Annotated in this window: 15 protein-coding genes, 2 tRNA genes, 3 rRNA genes and 1 pseudogene; 8 read left to right on the top strand and 13 right to left on the bottom strand. The window is 58.3% G+C overall.

Annotation, left to right across the window (positions count from 1 at the left end; genetic code table 11):
* Positions 1 to 86 precede the first annotated feature (86 nt).
* The 5 genes from hflX to VSP_RS10570 all read left to right on the top strand — a co-directional run bounded on the left by hflX (position 87) and on the right by VSP_RS10570 (position 3294).
* A complete protein-coding gene (gene hflX, locus VSP_RS10590; RefSeq protein WP_009960518.1) occupies positions 87 to 1382 on the top strand; it encodes a GTPase HflX in 1296 nt (431 codons plus the stop codon).
* A 76-nt stretch (positions 1383 to 1458) separates the two neighbouring features.
* Positions 1459 to 1659: a sulfur carrier protein ThiS gene (thiS, locus tag VSP_RS10585; RefSeq protein WP_009960517.1), complete on the top strand. Its 201-nt coding sequence runs from the start codon at positions 1459 to 1461 to the stop codon at positions 1657 to 1659.
* A 286-nt stretch (positions 1660 to 1945) separates the two neighbouring features.
* Positions 1946 to 2389 (top strand): VOC family protein, encoded by a 444-nt coding sequence (locus VSP_RS10580; RefSeq protein WP_009960515.1) that lies wholly within the window; start codon positions 1946 to 1948, stop codon positions 2387 to 2389.
* Between the two features lie 272 nt (positions 2390 to 2661).
* Positions 2662 to 2796, top strand: coding sequence for a hypothetical protein (locus VSP_RS43600; RefSeq protein ID WP_009960513.1), 135 nt, complete (start codon positions 2662 to 2664; stop codon positions 2794 to 2796).
* A gap of 222 nt (positions 2797 to 3018) precedes the next feature.
* Positions 3019 to 3294, top strand: a complete 276-nt coding sequence (locus tag VSP_RS10570; protein WP_009960511.1) for a hypothetical protein — start codon at positions 3019 to 3021, stop codon at positions 3292 to 3294.
* 778 nt (positions 3295 to 4072) lie between these two features.
* On the opposite strand, the gene VSP_RS10560 is transcribed toward VSP_RS10570, so the two are convergent.
* Together VSP_RS10560 and VSP_RS39235 are read right to left on the bottom strand one after the other, a co-directional pair.
* Positions 4073 to 5275, bottom strand: coding sequence for a 1-deoxy-D-xylulose-5-phosphate reductoisomerase (locus VSP_RS10560; protein ID WP_009960508.1), 1203 nt, complete (start codon positions 5273 to 5275; stop codon positions 4073 to 4075).
* A gap of 69 nt (positions 5276 to 5344) precedes the next feature.
* Positions 5345 to 6244 carry a phosphatidate cytidylyltransferase gene (locus VSP_RS39235; RefSeq protein WP_009960507.1) on the bottom strand — a complete coding sequence of 300 codons (900 nt, stop codon included), beginning with the start codon at positions 6242 to 6244 and terminating at the stop codon, positions 5345 to 5347.
* Positions 6245 to 6775: 531 nt separating this feature from the next.
* Here VSP_RS39235 and VSP_RS39230 point away from each other — a divergent pair.
* Positions 6776 to 8548 (top strand): cation:proton antiporter, encoded by a 1773-nt coding sequence (locus VSP_RS39230; RefSeq protein ID WP_009960506.1) that lies wholly within the window; start codon positions 6776 to 6778, stop codon positions 8546 to 8548.
* Between the two features lie 188 nt (positions 8549 to 8736).
* On the opposite strand, the gene VSP_RS39225 is transcribed toward VSP_RS39230, so the two are convergent.
* The 11 genes from VSP_RS39225 to VSP_RS10490 all read right to left on the bottom strand — a co-directional run bounded on the left by VSP_RS39225 (position 8737) and on the right by VSP_RS10490 (position 22755).
* On the bottom strand, positions 8737 to 10479 hold the full coding sequence (locus tag VSP_RS39225; protein WP_009960505.1) for a dynamin family protein: 1743 nt from the start codon (positions 10477 to 10479) through the stop codon (positions 8737 to 8739).
* Positions 10480 to 10589: 110 nt separating this feature from the next.
* Positions 10590 to 11573, bottom strand: coding sequence for a polysaccharide deacetylase family protein (locus VSP_RS39220; RefSeq protein WP_009960504.1), 984 nt, complete (start codon positions 11571 to 11573; stop codon positions 10590 to 10592).
* A gap of 154 nt (positions 11574 to 11727) precedes the next feature.
* Positions 11728 to 12654, bottom strand: a complete 927-nt coding sequence (gene mtnP / locus VSP_RS10535) for an S-methyl-5'-thioadenosine phosphorylase (protein WP_009960503.1) — start codon at positions 12652 to 12654, stop codon at positions 11728 to 11730.
* Positions 12655 to 14174: 1520 nt separating this feature from the next.
* Positions 14175 to 14290: ribosomal RNA gene (gene rrf, locus VSP_RS10530) — 5S ribosomal RNA — on the bottom strand.
* A gap of 161 nt (positions 14291 to 14451) precedes the next feature.
* Positions 14452 to 17302 (bottom strand): 23S ribosomal RNA (locus VSP_RS10525).
* Between the two features lie 136 nt (positions 17303 to 17438).
* A tRNA-Ile gene (locus VSP_RS10520) sits at positions 17439 to 17515 on the bottom strand.
* Positions 17516 to 17559: 44 nt separating this feature from the next.
* Positions 17560 to 17635 (bottom strand) — tRNA-Ala (locus VSP_RS10515).
* A 168-nt stretch (positions 17636 to 17803) separates the two neighbouring features.
* Positions 17804 to 19342, bottom strand: a 16S ribosomal RNA gene (locus VSP_RS10510).
* Together the 16S, 23S and 5S rRNA genes with 2 tRNA genes alongside form the textbook arrangement of a ribosomal RNA operon.
* Positions 19343 to 19630: 288 nt before the next feature.
* Positions 19631 to 20731, bottom strand: coding sequence for a nucleotide excision repair endonuclease (locus VSP_RS10505; RefSeq protein WP_081452486.1), 1101 nt, complete (start codon positions 20729 to 20731; stop codon positions 19631 to 19633).
* A gap of 186 nt (positions 20732 to 20917) precedes the next feature.
* A complete protein-coding gene (locus VSP_RS34835; RefSeq protein WP_009960499.1) occupies positions 20918 to 21217 on the bottom strand; it encodes a glycine zipper domain-containing protein in 300 nt (99 codons plus the stop codon).
* Between the two features lie 815 nt (positions 21218 to 22032).
* The gene (locus tag VSP_RS10490) at positions 22033 to 22755 is read right to left on the bottom strand and encodes a hypothetical protein (RefSeq protein ID WP_009960497.1); all 723 of its coding nucleotides are present in this window, start codon (positions 22753 to 22755) and stop codon (positions 22033 to 22035) included.
* A gap of 362 nt (positions 22756 to 23117) precedes the next feature.
* On the opposite strand from VSP_RS10490, the gene VSP_RS34830 reads away from it, so the two are divergent.
* Both VSP_RS34830 and VSP_RS43845 read left to right on the top strand, forming a co-directional pair.
* Positions 23118 to 24293: a sialidase family protein gene (locus tag VSP_RS34830; RefSeq protein WP_009960496.1), complete on the top strand. Its 1176-nt coding sequence runs from the start codon at positions 23118 to 23120 to the stop codon at positions 24291 to 24293.
* Positions 24294 to 24779: 486 nt separating this feature from the next.
* Positions 24780 to 24923, top strand: a pseudogene (locus VSP_RS43845) (phosphopantetheine-binding protein); the annotation flags it as partial.
* Positions 24924 to 25063 lie beyond the last annotated feature (140 nt).

Here is a 25063-nt window from a genome sequence, read left to right as displayed (position 1 = left end):
CCCGCTCATCTGTGGCAAATTGGGCACCCTTCAGTTTTCCTTCCGCCCTGCACAGCCTCCGGCCCCCTGCTCCTCCGCTTAGCTCCATGTTCGATATTCGTGAAAAACCCAATCTGGTCGAGAGCGCCCTGCTGATCAGTGTTTATTTCCGCAAAGAAGAAGCAGCGGAATCCAAGGACCTGCTCGACGAACTCAAAGAGTTGGTGAGCTCTTTGGGCATCGGCATCGGTGAAGCACTTTGCGTGCACGTGCGGGAAATCACTCCGAGGTACCTGACCGGCAGCGGCAAGGCCGCCGAGCTCATGGCCCGGGCCAAAGAACTGGGCTGTGACAGCATCATTTTTGACAACGAACTCTCCCCTGCCCAGCAAAGGGCATGGGAAGAGGAGTCGGGGCTGTGCGTGATTGACCGCCAGGAAGTGATTCTGGACATCTTCAATCTGCGCGCGCGCACCCGGGAGGCCCGCCTCCAGGTGGCACTGGCGAGAATGGAGTACTCCATGCCGCGCCTGACCCGTATGTGGGCGCACCTAGACCGACAGCGCGGTGCGGGTGGTGGTGGCGCAGGCGGCTCCGCCCGTGGCGAAGGGGAACTGCAGCTCGAAATTGACCGCAGGCTTGCCAACAAACGAATCGACAAGTTAAAAGCGGACCTCATTGAGGTGCGCAAGCAACGCGACACACAGCGCAAGGAACGCAGCCGCGTGCCCGTGCCGCATGGCGCGATCGTGGGCTATACCAACGCGGGCAAGTCCTCCCTTCTCAACAAGCTGACCCAGAGCGAAGTACTGGCAGAGGACAAGCTCTTTGCCACGCTGGACACCAGCACCCGCCGCATGGAGCTACCAGACGGTCAGCAACTCTTGCTGACGGACACGGTGGGCTTTGTGCGCCGTCTGCCGCACGATCTGGTGCAGAGCTTCCGCGCCACGCTGGAGGAGACAACCTTGGCGGACTTCCTCATCCATGTGGTGGATGCCAGCCATCCCAGCGCCCATACGTTCTATGAAACCACCACCGAGGTACTCAAGGAGATCGGCGCTGGTGACAAGCGTGTCATTCTGGTGCTGAACAAGATGGACCTCGTGACTGAGGAATCCCGCCTGCATGAGCTGAAGAACCAGTTCCCGGACGCAGTGCAAATCTCTGTGCAAACAGGTCAGGGTATCGATGATCTCCTGCACAAACTGCACGAGATGGTCTTTGACCGCGTGCTGCGACTCACGCTACGCCTGCCGATGAACCGCCTCGACCTGCTGGCCCTGGCCCATGAAGAAGGCAAGGTGCTGAGCGAGGAATACGAGGACGACATCGCAGTGGTGCAGTGCGTGGTGCCCAAGCGGCTGGCGTCGAGGTTCGAGAAATTTGCGGCGAAGAACTAACCGCGACCAAGGTTCAAACCTCAATCTTCAGAATCCAGAGCCGGGAAGGGATGTTAATTTAGATCAGCTTTTTGACATGAAACTCACCATCAACGGAATTGCCCAGGAACATGTGGAGCCGCTTACCGTGCAGGCCCTGCTGGACGTTCTCGGGTTTGAGGGCAAGCCGGTGGTGGTGGAGCTGAACCATAAGGCGCTGTTCCCTCGGGAGCTGGGAGAAACCGCTCTGCATGACGGGGATGCGCTCGAGGTGGTGCAAATTACCGCGGGGGGCTAGAACCGGCGTCGCCGAGCCCCAGGTACACCGTAGCGCAGATTGGCAATCGGCACCGCTCGTCGAGGCAAACACACACCTGATCGCAGAACGGCAAAACGAAGATCGGCACAGGCTTCTCAGGCGAAGCCGCCCCACCAGACGGCGTGGAATTGATCGCACAAATAGGTTGCGTATTGCGTCTTGGCAGCGCGGGGACACAACGATAGCATTGGTCGTTCCTGAACCCTGCGGCTGTTCCGCAGGAAATGGCGGATGCTCCAAACCAAACCACCCAACATCGCATCGTATGGCACGCGTCAGCACTTACCTGAACTTCCCCCGCAACACGGAGGAAGCCTTTGCATTCTACAAAACCGTGTTTGGCACGGAGTACTCCTGCAACATTGCGCGGTTCAAGGACATCCCCCCGCAGCCCGGCCAGCCGCCCCTCGCGGAAGAGGACCAGAACCTGATCATGCACGTGGAGCTGCCCACTCTGGGTGAACACGTGCTCATGGGCACGGATGCTCCGGAGTCCATGGGCTTCAAAGTGAATCCGGGCAACAATGTGCACCTCAATCTCGAGCCCGATACGCGCGAAGATGCCGATCGCCTCTTCAACGCCCTGAGCGAAGGCGGCACGATTGAAATGCCGCTACAGGACATGTTCTGGGGCGCTTACTACGGCAGCCTCACCGACCGGTTTGGCATCCATTGGATGGTGAATGTGCAGAACAACGTGATCGATTGAATCTGGGAAAATTGAGTGCGGCCGGTCTTGGAGGATCGGCCGCTTTTTTGTGCCCCGTGTGGCGGGTCAAAGAGATACAACCGGCGAATGTCCGGAGACAGAAGCTCGCGCTACGACTGGCGAAAACGGTGTCGAGCCACCGTTTTCGCCTGGTCACGGCATCCGGTTCGATGCAATCACACGCCAGCCCCCAGATCATCGCCCATCGTCGCCTTCCCCCAACCATCCCAAGCCAACCTATCTCAATTCTGACGTCTGCAGTCTTGTGTCTGATGCCCCCTCCCCTGGAACTTCGGGAGTTGAACATGGATGAGGTCAATGGTCGCATGATTATCGAGCCCTCGCCCTACCCCTTGGTGCCGGAGCGGATGGAGCCCAAGAAACCCTCCCCAAAGAAGAAGCCTTAGATCCCTTCGGATCAACCCAACTTTCACGGATTATCGTCTACTCGGTCACATTGGGCTGAAGACGAAAATCCACCCGGCATGAAATCGTTTCTCATCTGGTCCTGAGCCACCATTGCGCTTTCCATCATCAGCTTCTTTTGTGGTCGGGCATACCAGGATCTGCGAAACGGCTACAAGTTGGAGGTGTTAAGGGAAGAGAGCGTATCTTTCCCTCTGGGAACGTTGAAGCGCCTGCAAATGATAGAGAGTGTCGGGCTTGGTTTTCTTGATACAGACACGTCAATGATCCAACTTGGAGACGTGACCCTCTACAAAGCCAGGCGGGCTTTTCAAGAAAGCTGGCCTGTCGTACAAAATTTGAAAGTGGGCGACAACTACCTGGGGTGGCACGACGGGCATTGGCAATATCAGCTGAGAATAGACCCGATGGAAATGGAGAGCGACAAGGATCGGGCACCAGCCAAGGAGCAGCAAGTCGAGCCCGGGGCCGCCAAATAGGATTATTCCGCCTAACCATCAACACCTCTAAATTAAAATCGCATATTTACTGTGCTCACCATAATTATCAACGAACCGCTCTTTCTCTTCGATGGAATAACCCTGTCTTCTGCTGAATGAAAAAGGTATGATTTCGGCATGAATGCGCAGCCAGTCTCAGATAAGGCGGACGCTTCCCCCGCGGACCAGTCCAGTGCAGTGGATCACACCACCGCCGTTTTCTCAACCCAAACCGCCGTGCCCAATCCGTGCCCGACGGGTGCCAGTCAGACCGCCACGACAAAAGGCGAGAAGAAGGTATTCTATGATGACCGCGAAGTGTACGGCATGTGAGAGAACATGTCGTGACCGATGGCAAACCGCTTTTCTGACAGGATTTACAAGATCTTGATGGGTTAACAGAATACGACAAGCATTTAGGAAATAGCGGGAACAGGATCAGCCTGGGTCAAAAAGCCTTGGGAGGGCTTTCAGGGGAAATTGCAACACCTCTTCCCGCGCGAGTTCTGTTACCGGCTTCTCCTGCCCAGCTTGGGATCGGTGCCATTTGCAACGATTCATGACTTTGTGTCGCACCGAAAAAGTCGATGTAGGGATGCGAAGGTGGCGACTCGGGAAGGCCTGCGCAAACGCACGACAGTGTCTTGGTGCTGGCCGCTCGACGCCGTTTTCGCCTGCTGACAGACAGGTGCGAGTGAGGAAAAGCGTTGCCAGCAGGTTCGAGGAACCTGGGAGGAGAGAACGGCATGGTGCAGTATCCTCAGCGGCGCAGTGCTAACTACAGCAGCTCTTCCGCCACCCTTCTTGCCCACGCATCCGCTTCAATGATCGCTTCCAGAGATGGATGCTCCACATTGGAGTGCTTCTGCATCACCTTCTCCACGGTGGCCCAGATGGCAGGGAACTTGAGACGCTCATTGAGGAAGGCCTCCACAGCCACCTCGTTGGCGGCATTCAACACGGCAGGCAATGTACCGCCCGCTTCGCCCGCCTCACGAGCGAGCCGGAGGGCGGGAAAGACGTCCACCCGCGGAGCTTCAAAATGCAGAGCTGCCAGACGGGCAAAGTCCAGAGGCGGCAGCGTATTGGACACGCGGTCTGGCCAGGTGACGGCGTACTGGATCGGGAAGCACATGTCCGAGTGGCTGAGCTGGGCCAACACGGAACTGTCCACAAACTCTACCATGCTATGCACGATGCTCTGGGGGTGTACGACCACATCGACGCGGCTCATCGGCACGTCGAAGAGCCAGCGAGCTTCGATCATCTCCAAGCCTTTGTTGAAGAGCGTGGCGGAATCAATCGTGATCTTTCGCCCCATGTTCCAGGTGGGGTGTTTCAGAGCTTGGGCCACCGTCACATGTTCCAGCTCGGCGGCATCCGCCTTGCGAAAGGGTCCGCCGCTGGCGGTGAGAAGCAGGCGACGCACATGGGAAGGGTCGCGCCCCTCCAGGCACTGGTAAATAGCGTTGTGCTCACTGTCCACGGGCAGCACCCATACTCCCTGGGCCTTGGCTGCGCCCATGACCGCTTCGCCAGCCATGACGAGGATCTCCTTGCTGGCGACAGCAAGGTCTTTGCCCAGTCTGATGGCTTCAAGCGCAGGTTCGAGTCCAGCAGTACCGACGATGGCGACGAGGACAAGGTCAGCCTCCGTGGCTTTCACAAGGTCCACCAAGCCACGACTGCCGTCGAAAATCTCCACCTCTGCAGGGAGGATCTGGCGGGCCTGCTCAGCCGCCTGCGCATCCGTGACGGCCACTTGCTTCACTCCCGTCTCCGCGACTTGGCGGGCGAGGGCTTCCACGCTACGTTGCGCAGCGAGACCCACGATCTCCATGCGATCCGGGATGTCCTGGGCCACCTTCAACGCACTGTGCCCGATGGAGCCCGTGGAGCCCAGAACGAGCACCTTGCGACGGCGGGGACGAGGACGGGCAGGAGCCAGAACAGAGGCAGTGGAGGCGCTGGAAATCGTCATGCAGGAGACAGGAAACGGGAGCAGATGACTGGTGCTGAGGCAGGATCGGATATCTGGATTCGTTCGGCGCTAGGAGATGGACTTCAGGTAGCAGTAGGCCACTGGAGCAGTAAAGATGAGGCTGTCCGTGAGATCCAGGATCCCGCCGATACCCGGAAGCTTGTGGCCGGAATCTTTGATGGAGTGGCAGCGTTTCAACACCGACTCGGCAAGGTCACCTGCCACACCAGAAATGCTAAGGAGTGGTGCGAGAATGAGGGCGTGCCCCCAGGTGAGCGGAGCCAGCTTCTCCGGCACGATCAGCATCATGGCCACCATGGCAAGGTAACTGCCCACAATGGCACCACCAAAGCCCTGCCAGGTCTTGGCCGGGCTGATGTGCGGGATCATCTTGTGCTTGCCCAGCCAGGAGCCAATGGCGTAGGCCCCCATATCCCCAAACTTGGTGGTCATGACAAAGAGCAACAGCAGATGGCGTCCGCTGGCTGCCCCTTCAAAGAACAGCAAACGGGTCATGAACCCCGCCAGGAAGGTGGTGTACACCATGCCAAATACGAGGTTCTGAATACGGCGGAGGGTATTGGCCCCATCCAGTGCGGTGCGGAAGCTCAGGTAAAACGCGCCGTGCAGAGTAATGACCAGCATCGCCGCGTCCAGCCACCACGGAGGCTCCTGGTGCCCAGGGACCGTGAGCAGACCCGTCGCGACCCAGTAAACAAACGAAATGGAAACGGCCAGACGGGTGAAGTCCCGGGACTGGGCATCAGCATTCTGCAGCCGGAAGTACTCCCAAGTGCCCAGAATGCCCAGCAGCCCCACGATGCCAACCAGCACAGAATCCAACTGCAACCAGAGGGCCACGCTGATAAGCGCCCACAGGATAAGTGTGCTGGTGAGCCGGACCCGAAACACCTGAGCTTTGCTGGGGGCTGGGCTGGCAGAATCGGGGGCAGAAGAGGAAGCGGGCATTGAAGCCTAAACCAAGCTGAAACAGGGCGCTCGAACAACCCTTTTTTGAGATGAGACGGCGCAAGCGCCTGGTTGAGACGCTGCGCTGGTTGAGGGGGCCGCAAGCGGCCTGTTGAGGCGCTTCGCTGGATTGGGAGGAATTCAGGGAAGAAAGCGTCGGCGCATGAACCAGGCGCAGCGTCCCAACCACCGCAGCGTTTCAACCACCGCAGCGTCTCAACCAGCTCAGCGTCTCAACCAGCTCAGCGTCCCAACCACCGCAGCGCCTCAACCAGCGCAGCGTCTCAACCAGCGCAGCGTCTCAACCAGCGCAGCGTCTCAACCAGCGCAGCGTCTCAACCAGCTCAGCGTCTCAACCAGCTCAGCGTCTCAACCAGCTCAGCGCCTCAACCAGCTCAGCGTCTCAACCAGCTCAGCGTCTCAACCAGCGCAGCGCCTCAACAGGCCGCTTGCGACCCCTCAACCAGGCGCAGCCGTCTCAACCTCCAACTTGCGCCTCTCCGTTTTCCGTTGTTTGTGCTGGGACGTACCATGGAGTTTCTCAATTCGCTTGCTCAACTCATGAACGGGGGCCTGCTGGCGATCGCGGAGGGGGTGTCCCCCATGCTGATCATCCTGGCTCTGCTGCTCACCTCGCTGGTGCTGGTGTCGCTCGCTCTGGTGCGGTTTCAGCAGTCCCTGCTCATTGGGTATTTCCTGTGTGGGGTGGCAGTGGCGAATTCGGGGTTGCTGAAGCTGGCAGGACCGGAGTTTCACCACAGCATGGCCGGCTTCGCAGAAGTGGGTGTGGTGCTGCTGATGTTTACCATCGGCATTGAGTTCTCCCTGGCGGAGTTGAAGCATCTCCGGCACACAGCCTTCGTGGGTGGAGGGATCCAGTGCGGCTTAACGATGCTGCTGGCGTTCGTGGTGTTCAAGCTGTGCGGGTTCAGCGTCGTACAGGGTCTGGTGGCGGCCGTGGCGGTGGCCGTGAGCTCCACGGCGGTGAGTATGAAGACCTTCCAGAGTCTGGGCATCCCCGCCGGACCATCCAGCCGGGCGACGCTGGGAATCGCCCTTTTCCAGGATCTGCTGGTGATCTTTTTCATGGTGATGCTGCCCGCGCTGAGCAAGTCTGCGACTGGCGCTGGGGAGGACTCGCACCTGTGGGGCTCCCTGGCAGGCACGATGGGAAATGGGGCGATCTTCGCTGTGGCGGTCTGGCTGCTGGGCCGGTATGTGGTGCCGCGGGTGATGCTGGCGGTTTCCAACACGCGGAGCCGGGAGCTCTTTACCCTCATGGTGGTCGCACTATGCGCCGGCGTGACCTGTCTGGCTGCGGCTCTAGGGTTGAGCCCGGCGCTGGGTGCCTTCGTGGCGGGACTGGTGGCCAGTGGCTCCATCTACAGCCACCGGGTGATGGCGGACATCCTCCCCTTCAAGGATCTGTTCCTGACCCTGTTCTTTGTCTCGATCGGCCTGACCATCGATGTGGGCATTCTTTCCCAGAATCTGCCCTCAGTGGTGGCATTCACCCTTGCGCTCATCCTGGTGAAGGCGGCGGTTGTGGCGCTGGCATGCCGCGCGCTTCATCTCACCTGGCGGGCGGGGCTCATGACCACAGCAGCGCTGGCCTCCGCGGGAGAGTTCTCCCTCATTCTCATGACCCGCTCCAAAGCGCAGATGCCATGGGACGAAGTCTTTGTGCAGGTCTTCAACACCTCTGGGGCCATCTCCATGGCACTGGTGCCGACGCTGATGCGGGCGGTGCCCAACATCGCTGACTGGTTGGAACGCAAAGGCTACGCGAAAACCAAAAAGACGGCGGCGGTAAATGCGGATTATAAACAGAAGATCAAGTCCCTGCGCGGCCACGCGGTGCTGTGCGGATACGGCCATGTGGGTGCAGCCTTGCACAAGTCCCTGGCGAAGTATGGAATCGAGGTGCTGGTGATCGAGCTAAACGTGGACACGGTCCGCACGCTGAAGCGCCAGGGCATTTCCGTGCTCTATGCTGACGCCGCCCAGCGCGAGACCTGGGAACTGGCACGGCTCCATGACGCGAGCCTGGTGGCCTTCACCTTCCCCGACGCACGCATTGCCTTCGAAGCCATACAACTGGTAAAAGAGTTCAATGCTGAGGTGCCCATCCTGGCGCGTAGCCGCTTTGCCTCTGACCGCGGACGATTGCTGGATCGCGGAGCCACAGCCGTGGTTCAAGATGAGTCCGAAGCCGCAACCTCGATGCTCCGGTACGCAGAGGGCATCTACCATGAGCTTGAGAGCGGATCAGGAGAGGATGGACGCCCGGAGAGACAGGATTAACAAGATTGGGAAAAGATTAACAGAAGAGGCAGGTTCAAAATAAAGGAACCAACTCCCGACAACCGCAGGCCCGGAGCACCTCCTCCCTATCATTGCGCATCCAGCGCCTTGACGCACTGACCACTGACGCACTGGAATCCGGAGCAAACAACCACCAAACACCCAGCACGCCTGACCGAAACGCCCGTTCAAACTCCGCGCGCAACCAGCCCTGCCATCTTGGCGTCAAGTTCTCTGAAATTCACATCGAGTTTGCCAAGGCTTTCGTGTTGGAAGGTCTGGCGCTTCAACTGGTCGGAGAGCTTCTCCCGCGTGGGAGCGAGGATGCGATGGAGGGCAGCGTAGAGATTGCGCACCTCTTCCTGTGTGTGGAGATGAAGCTGGTGGCGCAGCTCGGGGCGGGCGGCGTTGAGTTTGAAGGTCGCCGCTTTCCGCGTGGTGGCAAAGACGCGTCCACAGCCCAGCCAGAGAAGCCATGCCATGAGAGCCCCTCCACCGAGGGTCCCCAGCCCCACCCCCCAGTGGCCGAGCCCGGAAAAGATGCCTGCGGAGATCGTGGAAACAACCCCTACGAGCACCATCCAGCTCATCATCTGGCGGGAGTTCGCCAGGGCGGGCGCGAGTTCCGCCTCAATGCCTACGGCCTTGATGACGCGGTTCACCAGGGCGCCCGTGTTGGCGGCAAAGGTGGATTTGTACTTCTTCCAGAACGCAGGTGACTGGCGCAGGTCTTCGTGAAGCTGCACGCGGAGCTCCTCTGTCATGTGCCGGGCAAGGTGGTCGGCGGCCTCATTGAGGTCATCCTCCAGAATGGAGGCACTTTGCTCCCAGCGCTGGCTGGAGGGGACATCCAGCTTGTCACGCAGGACTTTTTCCACTCCCGCCACTGAGCGGCGTTCCTTGAATGCGCACTTAAACGCAAGTTTCTGGTCGAAGAGGACCTCGAGGTGTTTCAACAATTCTTCCGCCAGCCACGTAAAGTCGTGCTCGGTAGCATCCACGGCGGCGCTGAGTTTGGTGAGAGTGCGCTCCTGTCGGGTGGCCAGTTCCCCCTCGATCATGGCCAGCCCGGCCTGTTTGCGCTCACGTGCAGCGATCCGGGTCGCAGACTGGGCGGCCAGCTTGCCCACCATGGTCTGGGCAATGCGAAGAGCGTTGGCCAGCTTCCCCAAGCGCGGGCCACTACCGCCGATGCAGTCGGAAATGTGCTGCTCCAGGCGCGGATAGCCGCTCTCCTCCATGAGCTTCTCCCGGTCCAGCCCGGAACTCCGGGCCAGATAGGCGCGCTTGGCAGAGACGGGGAACACCGGAAACTCCCGCCCGAAACGCTGGCGGCAAAGCTGGAGCATGTACTGCTGGATGGAGACGATCTCCTCCGGCGTTCGGAGATCCGCCTGCTGGAGCACGAAGATGACGTGCCGCATCCACTGGCGGTGGACCTTGTCCAGAAACTGCCATGTGGAGGCCCCCCACGGATTCATGGCCGAGAACACGAAAATGACCATGTCCGCCAGGGGGACAAACCGTTCCGTTATTTCCTGATGCTCGTTTTCGATCGAGTTCGTTCCTGGAGTGTCCACGATGTGGAAGTCCTTGAGGAACTCCACCGGGGCATACACCTCCTCCAGCGTGCGGCTCACCGGCACGTGGCGCAGTTGCGGGCCATGCTTGAAAAAAAAGATCTTGTCCGTGGTGGGGACAATGCCGGTCTTTGTTAGATCAGTGCCGAAAAGAGCATTGAGGAAAGTGGACTTGCCCACATTCACCTCGCCCACCACCACGAAGACGAACGGGTCCTTGAGGCTGTTGACCAGGTTTTCCAGGATGCCCCCCTCCTCCGGCCCCGCCCCGAGCTCCGGCACGAGGGCCTTGAGCGAATAGAGGGCGGTACCGAGGCGGGAACGCAGATCGAAATACTCCTCACCTATCATCCTGGTCCGTTGCGTCTCCTTTCTAAATGCGGCCTCTGGGGATGGGAGGGTGAGGTTGAAACTGAAGCGGAGGCGGGACGGCTCTAATGGTGGAGAAATCACTTCGCTTATTAGAAACCACCGGGAGCCGGGCTCAGGGGAGCCTCTGAGGGCACTTGCTGCGGGAATCCCACCCCAGGAGCGCCAGCGGATGCCGGAGCAGTCAGGGGAGCCCCGAGGCCGGGCAACGGGGCCGGGGCACCGGGAGCAGAAGCAGCATTTCCAGCCACTGCGGGACCGCCGACAGGTGCTGCCACTTCCATGTTGATGAGCTGGCTCACGGTAACGAAGCGATAACCTTTGGAGAGGAGGCCATCCAGGGTATTGGGCATGGCATCAATAGTGGGGGCGTGCAGATCGTGTGCCAGGAGGATGGCGCCAGGATGGGCACCATTCACCAGTCGGCTGGTGACAACACTCACACCGGGGCGCTTCCAGTCCATGGGATCCACACTCCACATGATGGTGCTGTAGCCGTACTCGTCATGGAACCATTGCTTCAGGCGGGCATTCGTGCCGCCGCCAGGGGGGCGCATCGTCCGGGGATGATACCCGGCAATGTCCACAAGGGCCTTGTGGGTGTCCCCCAGCTCCTTGCGAATGCGATCATCAGACACCTTGGTGAGAATGGGATGGGTGTAAGTGTGGTTCCCGATCTCATGACCTTCCGCAAGGATGCGGCGGATGATGTTGGGATACTCCCGTGCCAGCTGCCCCACCACGTAGAACGTCGCCTTGATGTTGCGTTCCTTGAGCATGTTCAACAGCCGCGGGGTGTTCGTAGGATGCGGACCGTCGTCAAAGGTCATGGCGATGTACGGGCCGTTGACACGTACAGAGGAGTACGAGTAGCGGGCACCAGGAGGCGGAACCTTGGGGATCTGGTAGAAATCCGGATTCTGCAGACCCCGCTTGAGCCCCCCTCCCGCATTCGGCGGCAGCATGGGCCGGCTCTGGATGGGAGCAGGCGCGACCACCTGCGGTTCCTTCTTCAGCATCGAGCAACCCGTTTGCCCACCTGCGAGGACGACACTGAGCCAGAGGGAGAAAAGCATGCGAGATTTGGTCACTGGATGGAGAGATTTTTTTATGGTGAACAACAGGGGCTGGATTGATTAAGTACCGTAAACGATCCCACCGGGTTGAAAAGCTGGAATTTTGCCACGTACTTCGTGTTTGGCAGGCGTCAAAGTCTCGTTTTCTTACATTTTACTCGCCACTTTTAGCCTCTGCCAGATAGGGACCCAGAATCGCCCCTAGAGAGGCCACCGTCTCCTCCGGCCAGAAGCTGCGGGGCGTGAGCATGGCCCCCGTGAGAGCCGCGTGCTCTGGCCAGTTGGCCAAGGTGGGGATGCGGGGGATGACGCGGGCGACAATATTCTTGGCCCGGGCCGCATTTGCATGCAGGTGGCCGACCACGGTCTCTGCAGTCACAGGTTCCTCCTCGATCTTCCAGCAGTCATAGTCGGTCACCATGGCCAGCGTAGCCAGGGCGATCTCCGCCTCACGGGCGAGCTTGGCCTCGGGAAGGTTGGTCATTCCGATGACGTCAAACCCAAGCTGGCGGTTTGCGTTGGATTCCGCCCGGGTGGAGAAGGCGGGACCGTCCATGCAGACATAAGTTCCGCCATCATGGACGGTTGCCCCCTCCTCGCGGGCCGCCTCAGCCAGGAGCTGACGCAGTCCAGTACTGATCGGATCGGCAAAGGCGATGTGCGCCACGATGCCCCGACCAAAGAAAGTGTGCTGATCCCGTCGGGAAAGGCGGTCAAAAAACTGATGAGGCAGGACGATGTCCCGCGGCCGATACTCCTGCCTCAAGCTGCCCACGGCGGTAACCGCGATGATGAAACGCACCCCTAACGAACGCAGCGCGTAGATGTTGGCCCGGTGCGGCAGCTCCGTGGGGAGAAGGCGGTGTCCACGACCATGGCGGGGCAGGAAGTACACACGCCGACCCGCGAGCATGCCGGTGACAATAGCATCGGAAGGATCGCCAAACGGCGTCGTCACCCGGATCTCCTCCCGGTCCGTGAGACCCTCGATGTCATACAGTCCGCTCCCACCGATGATGCCGATGGCGGGCATGGTGGACTCGGAGGCAGAGGCGGCGGATGGGCTGATGGGGGAGCTCATGAGTTGGGCTCCTCCCTAAACAGGGCTGGCTGACGGGTCAAGCGAAGGCATTGGGGAACAGTCCGGCTGTAGGTGCCTTCGGTGCGGTGAGAACAACGCGGCAGGGCATCGAGCGGCGGTTTTCGCGTGCACACCCGAGCGAGTATTCCCCGAGGTGCTTCGCATCCAGGTGCTGGAAGCCTTGGGTTCTTTTGAAAGCTCCCACGGCTTTCGACATCGAATGTCCAGCATCTTGGCCACGCATTCCAGCCTGCCTGGACATTCATCCGTCGCGACGCCCCCCACTTTCCAACCACCCCAAAACAGCGGTGTAGTTGTCGACGTAAGGAGGCACTAACTGAAGCGTCTGCGGCATGATTCTCGCCTTCGAACACCAACCACCCAGTGCTCCGCCCCCAACCGGCCGAGCGGACATCTTGGACCCTTGCCCCTTTCCCAGCCACATCACCAAAGACCGTGAAATTTGTGCCAGCCAAGGAACCTGGGGTGGTGAAGCATGGCCTGACAGGCTTCAGATGGCCTGTGCCCGGGAAGCTCGGGGAGCGCACGCATCCTGCGTGCTGTTTGCGGCATCTTGCCGCGAACGTCAGTCAGCGCATGACATCAGGTCCAACTGACGTGGGGGTGTTGATGGCGGTGGGAAGAAAGCAGATGCTGTCGGCCTTCCCACCTGATCGTCCTCTGCGGGGGGACCCAACGTTGGGCTGTGTTAGAGATCCCCGCTGGGGATCAGCTTCGATCTGGGGCGGCCGCCTCAAGGTGGTTCCTTGGCATCCACCCCAAAACGCGCGCCATTTGGTCTGTTCTCCTTACGTCCACAACTACACCGGCATTGAGACTGGCAGAAAGAAGGCCAATCCCAGAGCTGTTGTTTGCTGAGGGAGCCTGGGAAAGCCTGGTCGCCGAAGAGGTCGAACAGCCTTCTCGGAAGTTGTTCTCGCATCCTCCCAATGTACCCGAGAGCCGGGACGGCTCTTCTACCCCATCACAAGCGCCGTCAAAGCGGGGTCGAGCCACCGACACTCCAGGACGCTGGCGCGAAGATGGATGAACCAACAAAAAATGACCCTCCTTCATGCTGCGGACATGGCTCCCGCGCGGGCATCGTCGCGAAGCGTCTTGGAGTGCGTGCGGCTCGACGCCGCTTTCGCCGGCGGATGACAGGGACAACGAATGTGGCGGGTAGCCTGCTGATGATGCGGCCAAGCGGCGGCCGTTACGGGCACGCCCGCCCTGCTCCCATTCTCGGGTGCGAGAAACTCACACATAGGGCACCAAAGCGGCAGTTCCCGCCGCACTCCAGAGATGCTTCGCATCCAGATGTTGTGGGTACGGTAGTAGCTTGAGGATCCAAACAGCCTTCCGATGTCACCCACTCCAGCGCTCTCGCCCCACCCCTGACCTCAGGTCTGATGTCTGGCGTCTGGCAGTCTGATGTCTGGTGTCTGCGTTCTCTCCCGCCTCACGGGTCGCAGACAAAAAAAGTCCCCGCCCTCTGGGTCGCAGAAGGCGGGGATTAACTCTGGCAACGATCTACTTTCACATGGCCTGTCGCCATACTATCATCGACGCTGAGGTGTTTCACTTCCGTGTTCGGGATGGGAACGGGTGGGGCCACCTCGCTGTGGTCACCAGACTTCTGTTTCGGTTGAGAGCTTCAAGCTCCATGTGAAACAGCCTGTCTGAAGACTTCAGCGCTTCAGCGGTTGCAGTTATAGGTTGGGCTGGCGGCCCTGCCGGAGCAGGGTTCCCTGAAAACTGAACAAGGACAAATTAAGAGTGGTTGAAAAAGAATCAAACATCAAGACGATCGGATGATTAGTAGTGTTGAGCTGAATCGATTACTCGACTTGCACCCACACCCTATCAACGTGGTAGTCTTCCACGATCCTTCAGGGAGAACTCATCTTGGGAGAGGCTTGGCGCTTAGATGCTTTCAGCGCTTATCCTTTCCGTACATAGCTGCCCAGCTGTGCCACTGACGTGACAACTGGAACACCAGAGGTACGTTACTTCCGGTCCTCTCGTACTAGGAAGTAAACCCCTCAATTCTCCAACGCCCACGGAGGATAGAGGACCGAACTGTCTCGCGACGTTCTGAACCCAGCTCGCGTGCCGCTTTAACCGGCGAACAGCCGGACCCTTGGGACCTTCTCCAGCCCCAGGATGCGACGAGCCGACATCGAGGTGCCAAACTTCATCGTCGATATGAACTCTTGGATGAAATCAGCCTGTTATCCCTAGCGTACCTTTTGTCCGTTAAGCGACGGCAATTCCACATTAAACCGCCGGATCACTTTGGCCTACTTTCGTATCTGCTCGACTTGTAGGTCTCACAGTTAGGCGTGCTTATGCCAATACACTCAACACGCGATTGCAAACCGCGCTGAGCACACCTTCGCGCTCCTCCGTTACTCTTTGGGAGGATACCGCCCCAGTAAAACTGACCGGCTGCCATGGTCTCATGCCCTTTATGGGGTTACAATTAGACTCGCCAATACCAAAGGGTGGTGTCTCACTTTTGGCTCTGCGGGACCCGAAAGTTCCGCTTCACAGCCTCCCACTTACTCTGAGCATTGAAATCAGCGAATCAGTGACAGCTTACAGTTAAGGTGCATAGGGTCTTTCCGTCCTTCCGCGGGTAGGCGGCATCTTCACCGCCACTACAAATTCACTGAGCCCCTCGTTGAGACAGCGGTCAACTCGTTACACGATTCGTGCAGGTCGGAACTTACCCGACAAGGAATTTCGCTACCTTAGGACCGTTATAGTTACGGCCGACATTCACGGGGACTTGGGTTCAAAGCTTCGCCCCGCTTTCGCGGGACTAACATCTTGCCTTAATCTTTCCGCATTGGTCACGTGTCACATCGTATACATAGACTTTCGTCTTCGCACAATGCTGTGTTTTTGATAAACAGTCGGTTGACCCCTTTCACTGCGACCCACCGAAGTGGGCATCCCTTCTTCCGAAGTTACGGGACTAGATTGCAGAGTTCCTTAACGAGGTTTCACTCTTGCGCCTTGGTATATTCTACCCATCCACCTGAGTCGGTTTCTAGTACGGGCGGCCCTGGGAACATCATGAAGCTTTTCTAGACGGATCATTTGGAAACGCGGTCAGGCCGAAGCCCTTCCTGCCAAGTCAATAAGGTCTGTTTCCTCCTTCTCCGTGGTCTAACATGACTTAACCAGAGCCGGTGCAGGAATATTAACCTGCTTTCCATCGCCTGCGCCAGACGGCATCGGCTTAGGTCCCGACTAACCCTGGGACGAAAATCGTTGCCCAGGAAACCTTGGATTTACGGCGGGGTGGGATTTCACCACCCTTGTCGTTACTTATGTCTGCATCCTCACTTCTCAACACTCCACTTTCAGTCGCCATCCAGCTTCGATGCGTTGAGAACGCTCCTCTACCAAACCCCGGACCAAAATCCGGGGCATCCAGAGCTTCGGTATACCGCTTATCGCCAATCATTTTCGGCGCGAGATCTCTCGATGAGTCAGCTATTACGCACTGTTTAAATGGTGGCTGCTTCTAAGCCAACATCCTCACTGTCAAAGAAATCTCACTTCCTTTCCACTGAGCGGTATTTGGGCACCTTAGCTGCTGGGCTGGGTTGTTTCCCTTTCGACAATGAAGCTTATCCCCCACTGTCTTACTGCCATACTTCACCCCGGGGTATTCGGAGTTTGATTGAGTTTGGTAGGCGGGTGTGCCCCCTAGCTCATTCAGTGCTCTACCCCCCCGGGTCAGCATATGACGCTGCACCTAAATACATTTCGAGGAGAACCAGCTATTACGGGGTTTGATTAGCCTTTCACTCCTACCCACAACTCATCCGAGAACTTCTCAAGGTTCACCGGTTCGGCCTTCCACGTCGTATTACCAACGCTTCAGCCTGGCCATGGGTAGATCACCACCGCTTCGGGTTTGGCTCCTGTGACTATATTCGCCCTGTTCGGACTCGCTTTCGCTGCGCCTGCGTCCCAGAAGGACTTAGGCTCGCCACAAAAACCAACTCGCAGACTCATTAAGCAAAAGGCACGCCATCACCGGACAAGCCGGCTCTGACACCTTGTAAGCACATGGTTTCAGGTACTGTTTCACTCCGCTCACAGCGGTGCTTTTCACCTTTCCCTCGCGGTACTTGTTCACTGTCGGTCACCAGCTAGTATTTAGCCTTACGCCGTGGTCGGCGCCGATTCATGCGAAGTTTCACGTGTGTCGCATTACTCAGGAATTCCCTAGGCTGGATCAAAGTTTTCGGTTACGGGCCTTTCACCCTCTCTGGCGCAACTTTCCTGAAGCTTCACCTAACTCGATCCAATGCCACGTCGGGCTCCTACAACCCCGGAGGCAAAGCCTCCGGTTTGGGCTGTTCCGCTTTCGTTCGCCACTACTGACGGAATCACATTCGTTTTCTTTTCCTCAGGGTACTGAGATGTTTCACTTCCCCTGGTATGGCGTCGCAGCCCCTATGTATTGAGGGCTGCACGCAGCGGTATGAACCGCTGCAGGTTATCCCATTCGGAAATCTCCGGGTCAAAGCGTCTTTGCCGCTATCCGAAGCTTATCGCAGCTTAGCACGTCCTTCATCGCCTGCTGGTGCCAAGGCATTCACTATGTGCTCTAAAATACTTGATGCCTGTAGCCGCTGGCTTGCGCCAGCTTCAAATAAAAATTTATCTCTTTTTCGCTCTTAATCTGTCTTGTCCAGTTTTCAAAGAACCTCTCCGGTCCAGTGGCATTAATCAATTCTACACACCCATTGGTCACCAGATGGTGGGCCTGAATGGACTTGAACCATTGACCCCCGCCTTATCAAGGCGGTGCTCTAACCAACTGAGCTACAGGCCCGGTTTTCACCGGTCCTCTGCTTTAAAAGCACTCAGCAAGTCACATGGTGGAGGCATGGGGACTCGAACCCCAGACATCCAGCTTGCAAAGCTGGCGCTCTACCAGCTGAGCTATACCCCCTTTGGTGATGCGTGTGTATTGTCCCAAGCAAAAGCTAAGTCGTGCACTACACGTGAGGTAACTCACGCAAATATTTGAGCCTTTTAGCAGACCAGGTGTTCCGGCGAACCGGGCACTCTGGTCTCGACCTATCCAGTAAGCCGTGAGGGCTCCTGGAATACTCCATAGAAAGGAGGTGATCCAGCCGCAGGTTCCCCTACGGCTACCTTGTTACGACTTCATCCCAGTCACCAGTCTTGCCTTAGGGCCTTGCCTCCTTGCGGTCGGCGCGGGCACTTCGGGCGAAACCAGCTTCCATGATGTGACGGGCGGTGTGTACAAGACCCGGGAACGTATTCACGGTACCGTAGCTGATGTACCATTACTAGCGATTCCAACTTCATGCAGGCGAGTTGCAGCCTGCAATCTGAACTGAGCCCAGTTTTGAGGATTTCCTCCACCTCGCGGTTTCGGTTCACATTGTGCTGGGCATTGTAGTACGTGTGCAGCCCTGGGCGTAAGGGCCATACTGACTTGACGTCATCCCCACCTTCCTCCCAGTTGATCTGGGCAGTCTGATTCGAGTGCTCGGATTGCTCCGGTGGCAACAAATCACAGGGGTTGCGCTCGTTGCGGGACTTAACCCAACATCTCACGACACGAGCTGACGACAGCCATGCAGCACCTGTGCAAAGCGCGTATTGCTACGCTAGCCGGCTTTCACCGACGACACAGTGCATGTCAAGCCCAGGTAAGGTTCTTCGCGTTGCATCGAATTAAGCCACATACTCCACCGCTTGTGCGGGTCCCCGTCAATTTCTTTGAGTTTTAATCTTGCGACCGTACTTCCCAGGCGGCACGTTTAACGCGTTAGCTCCGGCACAGAAGGGGTCGAATCCTCCCACACCAAACGTGCACCGTTTACTGTCAGGACTACCGGGGTATCTAATCCCGTTTGCTCCCCTGACCTTCGTGCATCAGTGTCAGATACTGTCCAGGATCTCGCCTTCGCCACTAGTGTTCCTCTCGATATCTACGCATTTCACTGCTACACCGAGAATTCCAGATCCCCCTCCAGTTCTCTAGCATGGGAGTATCGGATGCTATTCGGAGGTTGAGCCCCCGGATTTCACATCTGACTTTCCACGCCACCTACGCACCCTTTACGCCCAGTGATTCCGAACAACGCTTGAGACCTCTGTATTACCGCGGCTGCTGGCACAGAGTTAGCCGTCTCTTCCTCTTGCGATACTATCAAATCCAGCGGAGTTACCCGCTCAAATCTTGCTCTCGCATGACAGGAGTTTACAATCCGAAGACCTTATCCTCCACGCGGCGTCGCACCATCAGGGTTGCCCCCATTGTGAATGATTCTCGACTGCTGCCACCCGTAGGTGTCTGGACCGTGTCTCAGTTCCAGTGTGGCTGGTCATCCTCTCAGACCAGCTACCCGTCGTCGCCTTGGTGGGCCGTTACCCCGCCAACTAGCTGATAGGCCGCGGACCAATCAGAAAGCGACAGGTTGCCCCGCCTTTAGTCTTGCGACCACATGAGGTATTAATCCAAGTTTCCCTGGGCTATTCCTCGCTTTCCGGTATGTAATCCACGTGTTACGCACCCGTTCGCCACTGAACAACCCGGTATTGCTACAAGATTATCCCGTTCGACTTGCATGTCTTATCCACGCCGCCAGCGTTCGTTCTGAGCCAGAATCAAACTCTCCGAACATTTGTCCATCCATCTCTGAATGAACGGTCCAATGCAAAGCATTGAACTAAATTGACTGGTTGTTTGTTATGACAACCACGCGCTGTTTCTCACACACGCGTAGTACACAACTTAGCTTTTTCTTGGTTCAAACTAAACTCCAACCCTTGCGGGCCGTTTAGTCTGATTAATGCTGCCAAAGATCGTATTCTGATTCTCAAAGAATGCCGCAGTTGCCCGCGTCGCTCTTTTTGTCTCAGCCGCTCGTTTTCGGTGCGGGTGTTGATACTACCCCACATCCTCTTTTCGTCAACAAGTTGAGGCTCTTTTTTTGAAGATTTTTACACTCCCCTTCTTTTGAGGCGTGAGCCCCTCGCTACGGCCCTCGTATGGGGCCCCTCCCTCCATCACTCCACAGCCATGCTTCTCAACGAACTTCAACACAGCCTCCACCTGGGCCTGCCAGAATTCCTTCTCCATAGGAGGGAGTTCATCGTGGACGATCGCGGCAAAGGCACCGAGCATTGGGATAGGGACGGATTCCCCGCCATTGGACGGTGCCTGCAAGCTTTCACAGATCTGCCGGGCCACCTCCACCGCCGACATGTCATCCGGGAGCGCCCACGAGATTTCCCGAGGGGCTTTTTCTCCCATCAGGCCAGCAGGCAGGGCATGCAGCGGGTTTTCTGGAAACAACCAGCGGTACAAACACCGCAACAGTGCCGCGTGCACCCAGCGGAAGGACGACGGGAACGGCCCTAAAAGCGTGGCAGTGACCGGCCCTGGCTCTGCCTGCGGGATATCCCGCACAGCTCCCACAAGGTCTACTGCCTCTGAATTTCCCTTGCCCACACCACCATGCAGGACAGCATCCGCCCGAAGCTCAATCCGGAGCATCGCCTGGTGGTTTCCTGAATCTTCCATCGCCGCCCCCACCCACACCCTCAGCCACCACGGTGGAGGCCTCCAAACACCCGCCCGGTTGAATCCAGGACGCAGTTCCAGAAGAAGCACGCGCTCACGCTCAATGGCTGCCTCCGGGCTCTCACAGATTTCCCACTCAATCTGCCGCACCTGATGCACCAGACGGACCAGCCGCCGCGGGTGACGATCAGGATGCACGTGACGGTAGCTGCCCACGCGCTTTCTCAACTCATGCGACTGGCCGACATAGAGAAGCTTGCCGCTGGCATCGCGGAAATAATACACCCCGGGCTCGCGGGGAACCGTCTGCATGAAAGTGCGAGGGAACCGGGCGCGCATGGGGTTTTCCGCCGCGAAGAGGCGCAGCTGGCGGAAGACAAGCACCGGAGCCATTTCTTCAACGGCGTCCGAAGGCCCTCCCGACGACGCCCCTGTCGGAAGGCCATCTGGAAGCGGAAAATTCACCTTTACCGGGAGAGGGATCATGACACTGCCAAGGGAACTCAGACCAATGCCACGTCACTGGGCGTTCGCCACCCTCGCGGGGAGTGAGGCGACCTCGATCTGGCCGCAAATACAAACGTGGCCACCCCAAAGAGGGACGGCCACGGAAGGACTTGGTCGATAGGCCAAGCTGGAATCGAATCCAATCGGCCGGGAAGCCGCGTCGGCTTAGTACCCGCCGTAGCCGCCACCATAGCCGCCGTAGCCATCGCCGCGGCGGTAGTACTCACGACGCTCATAGTTGCGCTGATCCTGCGCGCCGCCAATCATGTTTCCGCCAAGGCCGCCGAGGCCGGCACCAATGGCAGCACCTTCCAGGCCACGGCCGCTCTGGTGTCCGATGATGCCGCCCGCAGCGGCACCGCCAAGAGCACCGAGCACCGTACCGGTCTGGGCATTGGGGCCGCTGCTGCAGGAGGCGAGGCCGACCGTGAGAACGGCCAGCAAAGAGTAAAGGGCTGTTTTCATAAGAGGGTTCAGAGGTTTAAGGTGGGTGTTTTAAAGAATGGGCCTCAAGACAGAAGTGAATCAGGCACGCGAGGATTGGACGATAAAATGCTATCCGCCTTCAATCATAAAGTTCACTATATCTTGTGCGGTCAAGCGTCCGGATAGATGGTTCAAAACGTACACGAGCGGCCCATTATAAGACTCACCGCCAACCAGACACTCCACTAACGTCGTCTCCGGCCAACTGTTCGTCTTGATACCGAACTCGATCCTCCCGGCCCTGCCGCAGCTCCTCTGCAAACTGTTCCAGGCTGCTTATTCCCGGGCCAAGTGGCAGGCCTGCCCCGGCGAACACTTTCGCGACCGCCAGAAGATCCCCCGCCCAGCTGAATGATGGCATACTGGCGGCAGGCAGAGCAGATTTCCAACACGCTGACGGGCGAACCATAGGGATCATGAAAAACAATGAGGTGTCGAGGCGTGAAACAACTGGCGACATCGAGGATCACCTGATTGTCCAAGAGTTCCCTCACAAGCCCTCTCGCGACGGCACCCGGCACACGACATTGATGAGTAACCCGACTTACCAGTACGCCGAGGTCGTCCTCGTTGGTCTTCGAAATGCGAATCGAATAATCTGGCATCCGATCCCACCCCCAGTCGCGCGTTGCTGTTTCGGGCAAATCAGGCCGCCCGCGCCGCCTGGAACGGCGAAAGGGAGATGGAGGATGGAGATAGAAAGGCGGCAAGTAACACCAGCCCGCTACCAGCTGCGGCAGCAAGCAGGCAGGACAAAGGATGCGACGATTTTACCACCATGGAGGTTGCCTCCATCATTCCTTCTCGGCTGCCGATTTCTTCATCTTCTCATACTCTCTGAGCGAGGAAATCCCCTTCCCAATGGGCAGCCCCAACTTGTCGAACAGGTTCGCCACCGCAAGGAGGTCACCCGTTACCGCCGCCCCCTCCCTGAAAGCGGGAGCAACCCGAAGGCTCTCGCACTGGAAGCATATCTCCAGCCCCGCTTTCACCCGGCCATAGGGATCATAGAAAAGGACGAGGTGCCGTGGCAAATAGCAATCCTTCAGATTGAGAAGCTCCTTGCTGTCCAGAAGAGCGGCCACCAGAGGTGCTGCGTCAGCCTCAGGCACGCGAACTTCTTTTATTTTGCGGCTGATCAGCGCAGCAACATCAACCGTCACAGGGTGTTGCGAGTTTGAAGTGTTCAGGATCCTATGCGTCAGGCTCCGGGAAGTCTCTGTCGGCGAAGGTTTCTCCGGTGATGCGGCGCCCCTCTCATTCGCCCACGCTCCGCCATCCCCGCTTCCGAAGGGATCGCCACCCGGAAGTTGTGGACGGTAGTCCTTGTCTTCTGGATCACGCAAATAATAGGCGACGATGAAGTCCCCACGTTCAAAGACGGCCTTGAGCCACGCCTGGCCGCTCAAGCGGTTCGGTGACACAGGATTGTTAGCGACATCATTTGCGGTAGCCTGAGGGGCTAGGAGCGGGGCAAGCCCAGAGCTGGCCAAGGTGATAAGAGCGCGGCGATTCATGGGGCAGGGATATCTTCGACAGAAGCTCAGCCACCGTAGCGAAACCAGGAGGGCACTGGAAGGTGAAAGTGTGTGCAGGAGTGTCGGGCGCCTACGAAAGCACGGTGAACGGGAGGAGGAGGGGCATGCAATCGGCTGGCGAAAACGGTGTCAAGCCACCGTACTCCAAGACGCTTCGCGCAAGTGGAAATGAGAGGCCGTGAGAGGCAGATTGACATGTTTGGCCTCGCGAGACCTCGGGTCTTGAGTCTTCTGTCTTCAAGTCTTCCGTCTCCCGCGAAGCGGGCCTCATGTTACCATAACACCACATTGATCCCCTTGGTCTGCGCAAAACCGCCGCTCACCCCGTATTTGCCAGACGCATGAAACACCTCACACACTCACTTCATGGTCTGACCCAGCTGGCGCTGGCTGCGGCTCTATTTCCTCTCTCCCAGTTGAGCCCCCTGCTGGCGAAAGACTGGACCGCCCAGGCTGCCGCGGATGCGAAGCTGGACCGCACCTCCATCCCCTACGATGGGATCAAACCCAACTCCATGGTGTGCGACACCACACTCCGGGAGCTTCCTGACGGGTCCTGGATCCTCTTCATCCTGGCCGGCGGTGACACGGAGCCCTCCCCATTGAACTACACCGGCGTCACCCGCAGCAAGGATCAAGGGAGAACATGGACACCCCTGGAAGCGTTCGACGTGGGCTTTCCTCGTGAGGGAAAGACGATCGGCCAAGGTCCAACGGAGCTCATGATTCGCGACGGGCGGGCCACCCTCTATTTCTCCACCCACTCCAAGCATTGGGCCAACGACTGGCGTTCCTGGTTCCTGACCAGCGATGACTCCTTCAAGACCTGGAGCAAGCCCCAGGAGGTGCCCGGCCGCCTCAAGGAGCGCACTTTTATCCGCAATCACATCATCACCAAGGACGGGCGAATCCTCCTCCCCTTCCAGCACTACATCGGGCCGGAAGCAGAGCAGGACAAAGCCCCGCTTGACCGCGCATTCACCAATCCCCGCAACGGTGTGATCATGAGCAGCGATGGCGGCAAGACCTGGACGGAGCACGGCAATATCCGCCTGACCACAGATGACAAATACTTCGGCTGGGCAGAAAACAATCTCGCGGAGCTGAGTGACGGACGAATCGCCATGGTCATTCGGGGAGACAAACTGGGTGGCGTGCTCTACTATGCAGAGTCAAAGGATGGTGGCCGGACCTGGCCCGAGTTCGCGGAAAAGACGGACATCCCCAATCCAGGCAGCAAGGCCACCCTCTACCCATTGGGCGGAGATACCGTGGCGATGCTGCACAATCCCAACCCGAAACGCCGCATGCCCCTGGCCCTGTGGATCAGCTTCGACGGACTCAAGACCTGGCCCTACCAGCGCGTCCTGGTGCCGGAATCCAGCGATGGACCGAAGGGCAACATCAACTACCCCGACGGCTTCGTAAGCAAGGACAAGCAGTGGCTGCACTTCGCGTACGATGACAACCGCCACCGCGCAGTGCACTACAGCGCGAAGCTCCCGCCGTTGGAATAGAGAGCGCTTCGCAAAAAGGAGAGGATTTAAGGAAAGTCTGAGCTCCAACTTCGGCCGGCAAGCCTGGCTGGGTTGGAGCTTTTTGCGGAAAGTGTGAGGTACGGCCAGCCCCCTCTTGGACCAAAACCATCGCCACTTGTGCGAATGAAAAACTGATGGAGAGCTGTTGCGGGAGCCTGCTCGGCCCACTGCAACACCATGCACCCTTGGTCCGGAGACGCCATAGGTGTCTTTTTTGCATTTCAAACGCCACGGCATTCAAGGTAGACTGATGCAAAAAAAGATGGGCACCAGATGGCCCGACCTTTCGCCTCCGTCCCCATGTCTCGAACCTCTTTCACCTGTGTCTCCATAGCCCTCCTTGCCGTAGGTCTTACCTCTTGCAACCCCAAGCCCTCATCACCAGCCAGCCCTTCCTCAGCACCGTCGAGCCCCCCTGCCCAGTCTGCCTCTACAACGGACACCCCCCTTTCCGAAGTTCGAGCCATCATCGCCAGGCAGCTCGGCCTTCGTCCAGAGAACATCAATCCAGACTCGACTTTTGCCGCCCTTGGTGCCGATGACCTTGATGTCGTCGAGATCGTGATGGCCACCGAAGAAGCGTTCGACGTCACCATCCCTGACGAGGCCCTTGGTCCCATCAAAGCCCCGGCCGGCACCCCGCCCCTGCCCGCCCGGCTCACAATCGGAGCCTTCGTCGCCACCGTCTCCCAAGCTCCCAAGGCCAGATTTTCGTCCCCGAAGCTCGACGAACCCCACGACGGCACGCT

The organism is Verrucomicrobium spinosum DSM 4136 = JCM 18804 (assembly GCF_000172155.1).
Classification (GTDB): Bacteria; Verrucomicrobiota; Verrucomicrobiia; order Verrucomicrobiales; family Verrucomicrobiaceae; genus Verrucomicrobium; species Verrucomicrobium spinosum.
Note: the sequence above shows the minus strand (reverse complement) of the source record. Positions and strands in the feature narration are given on the sequence as shown.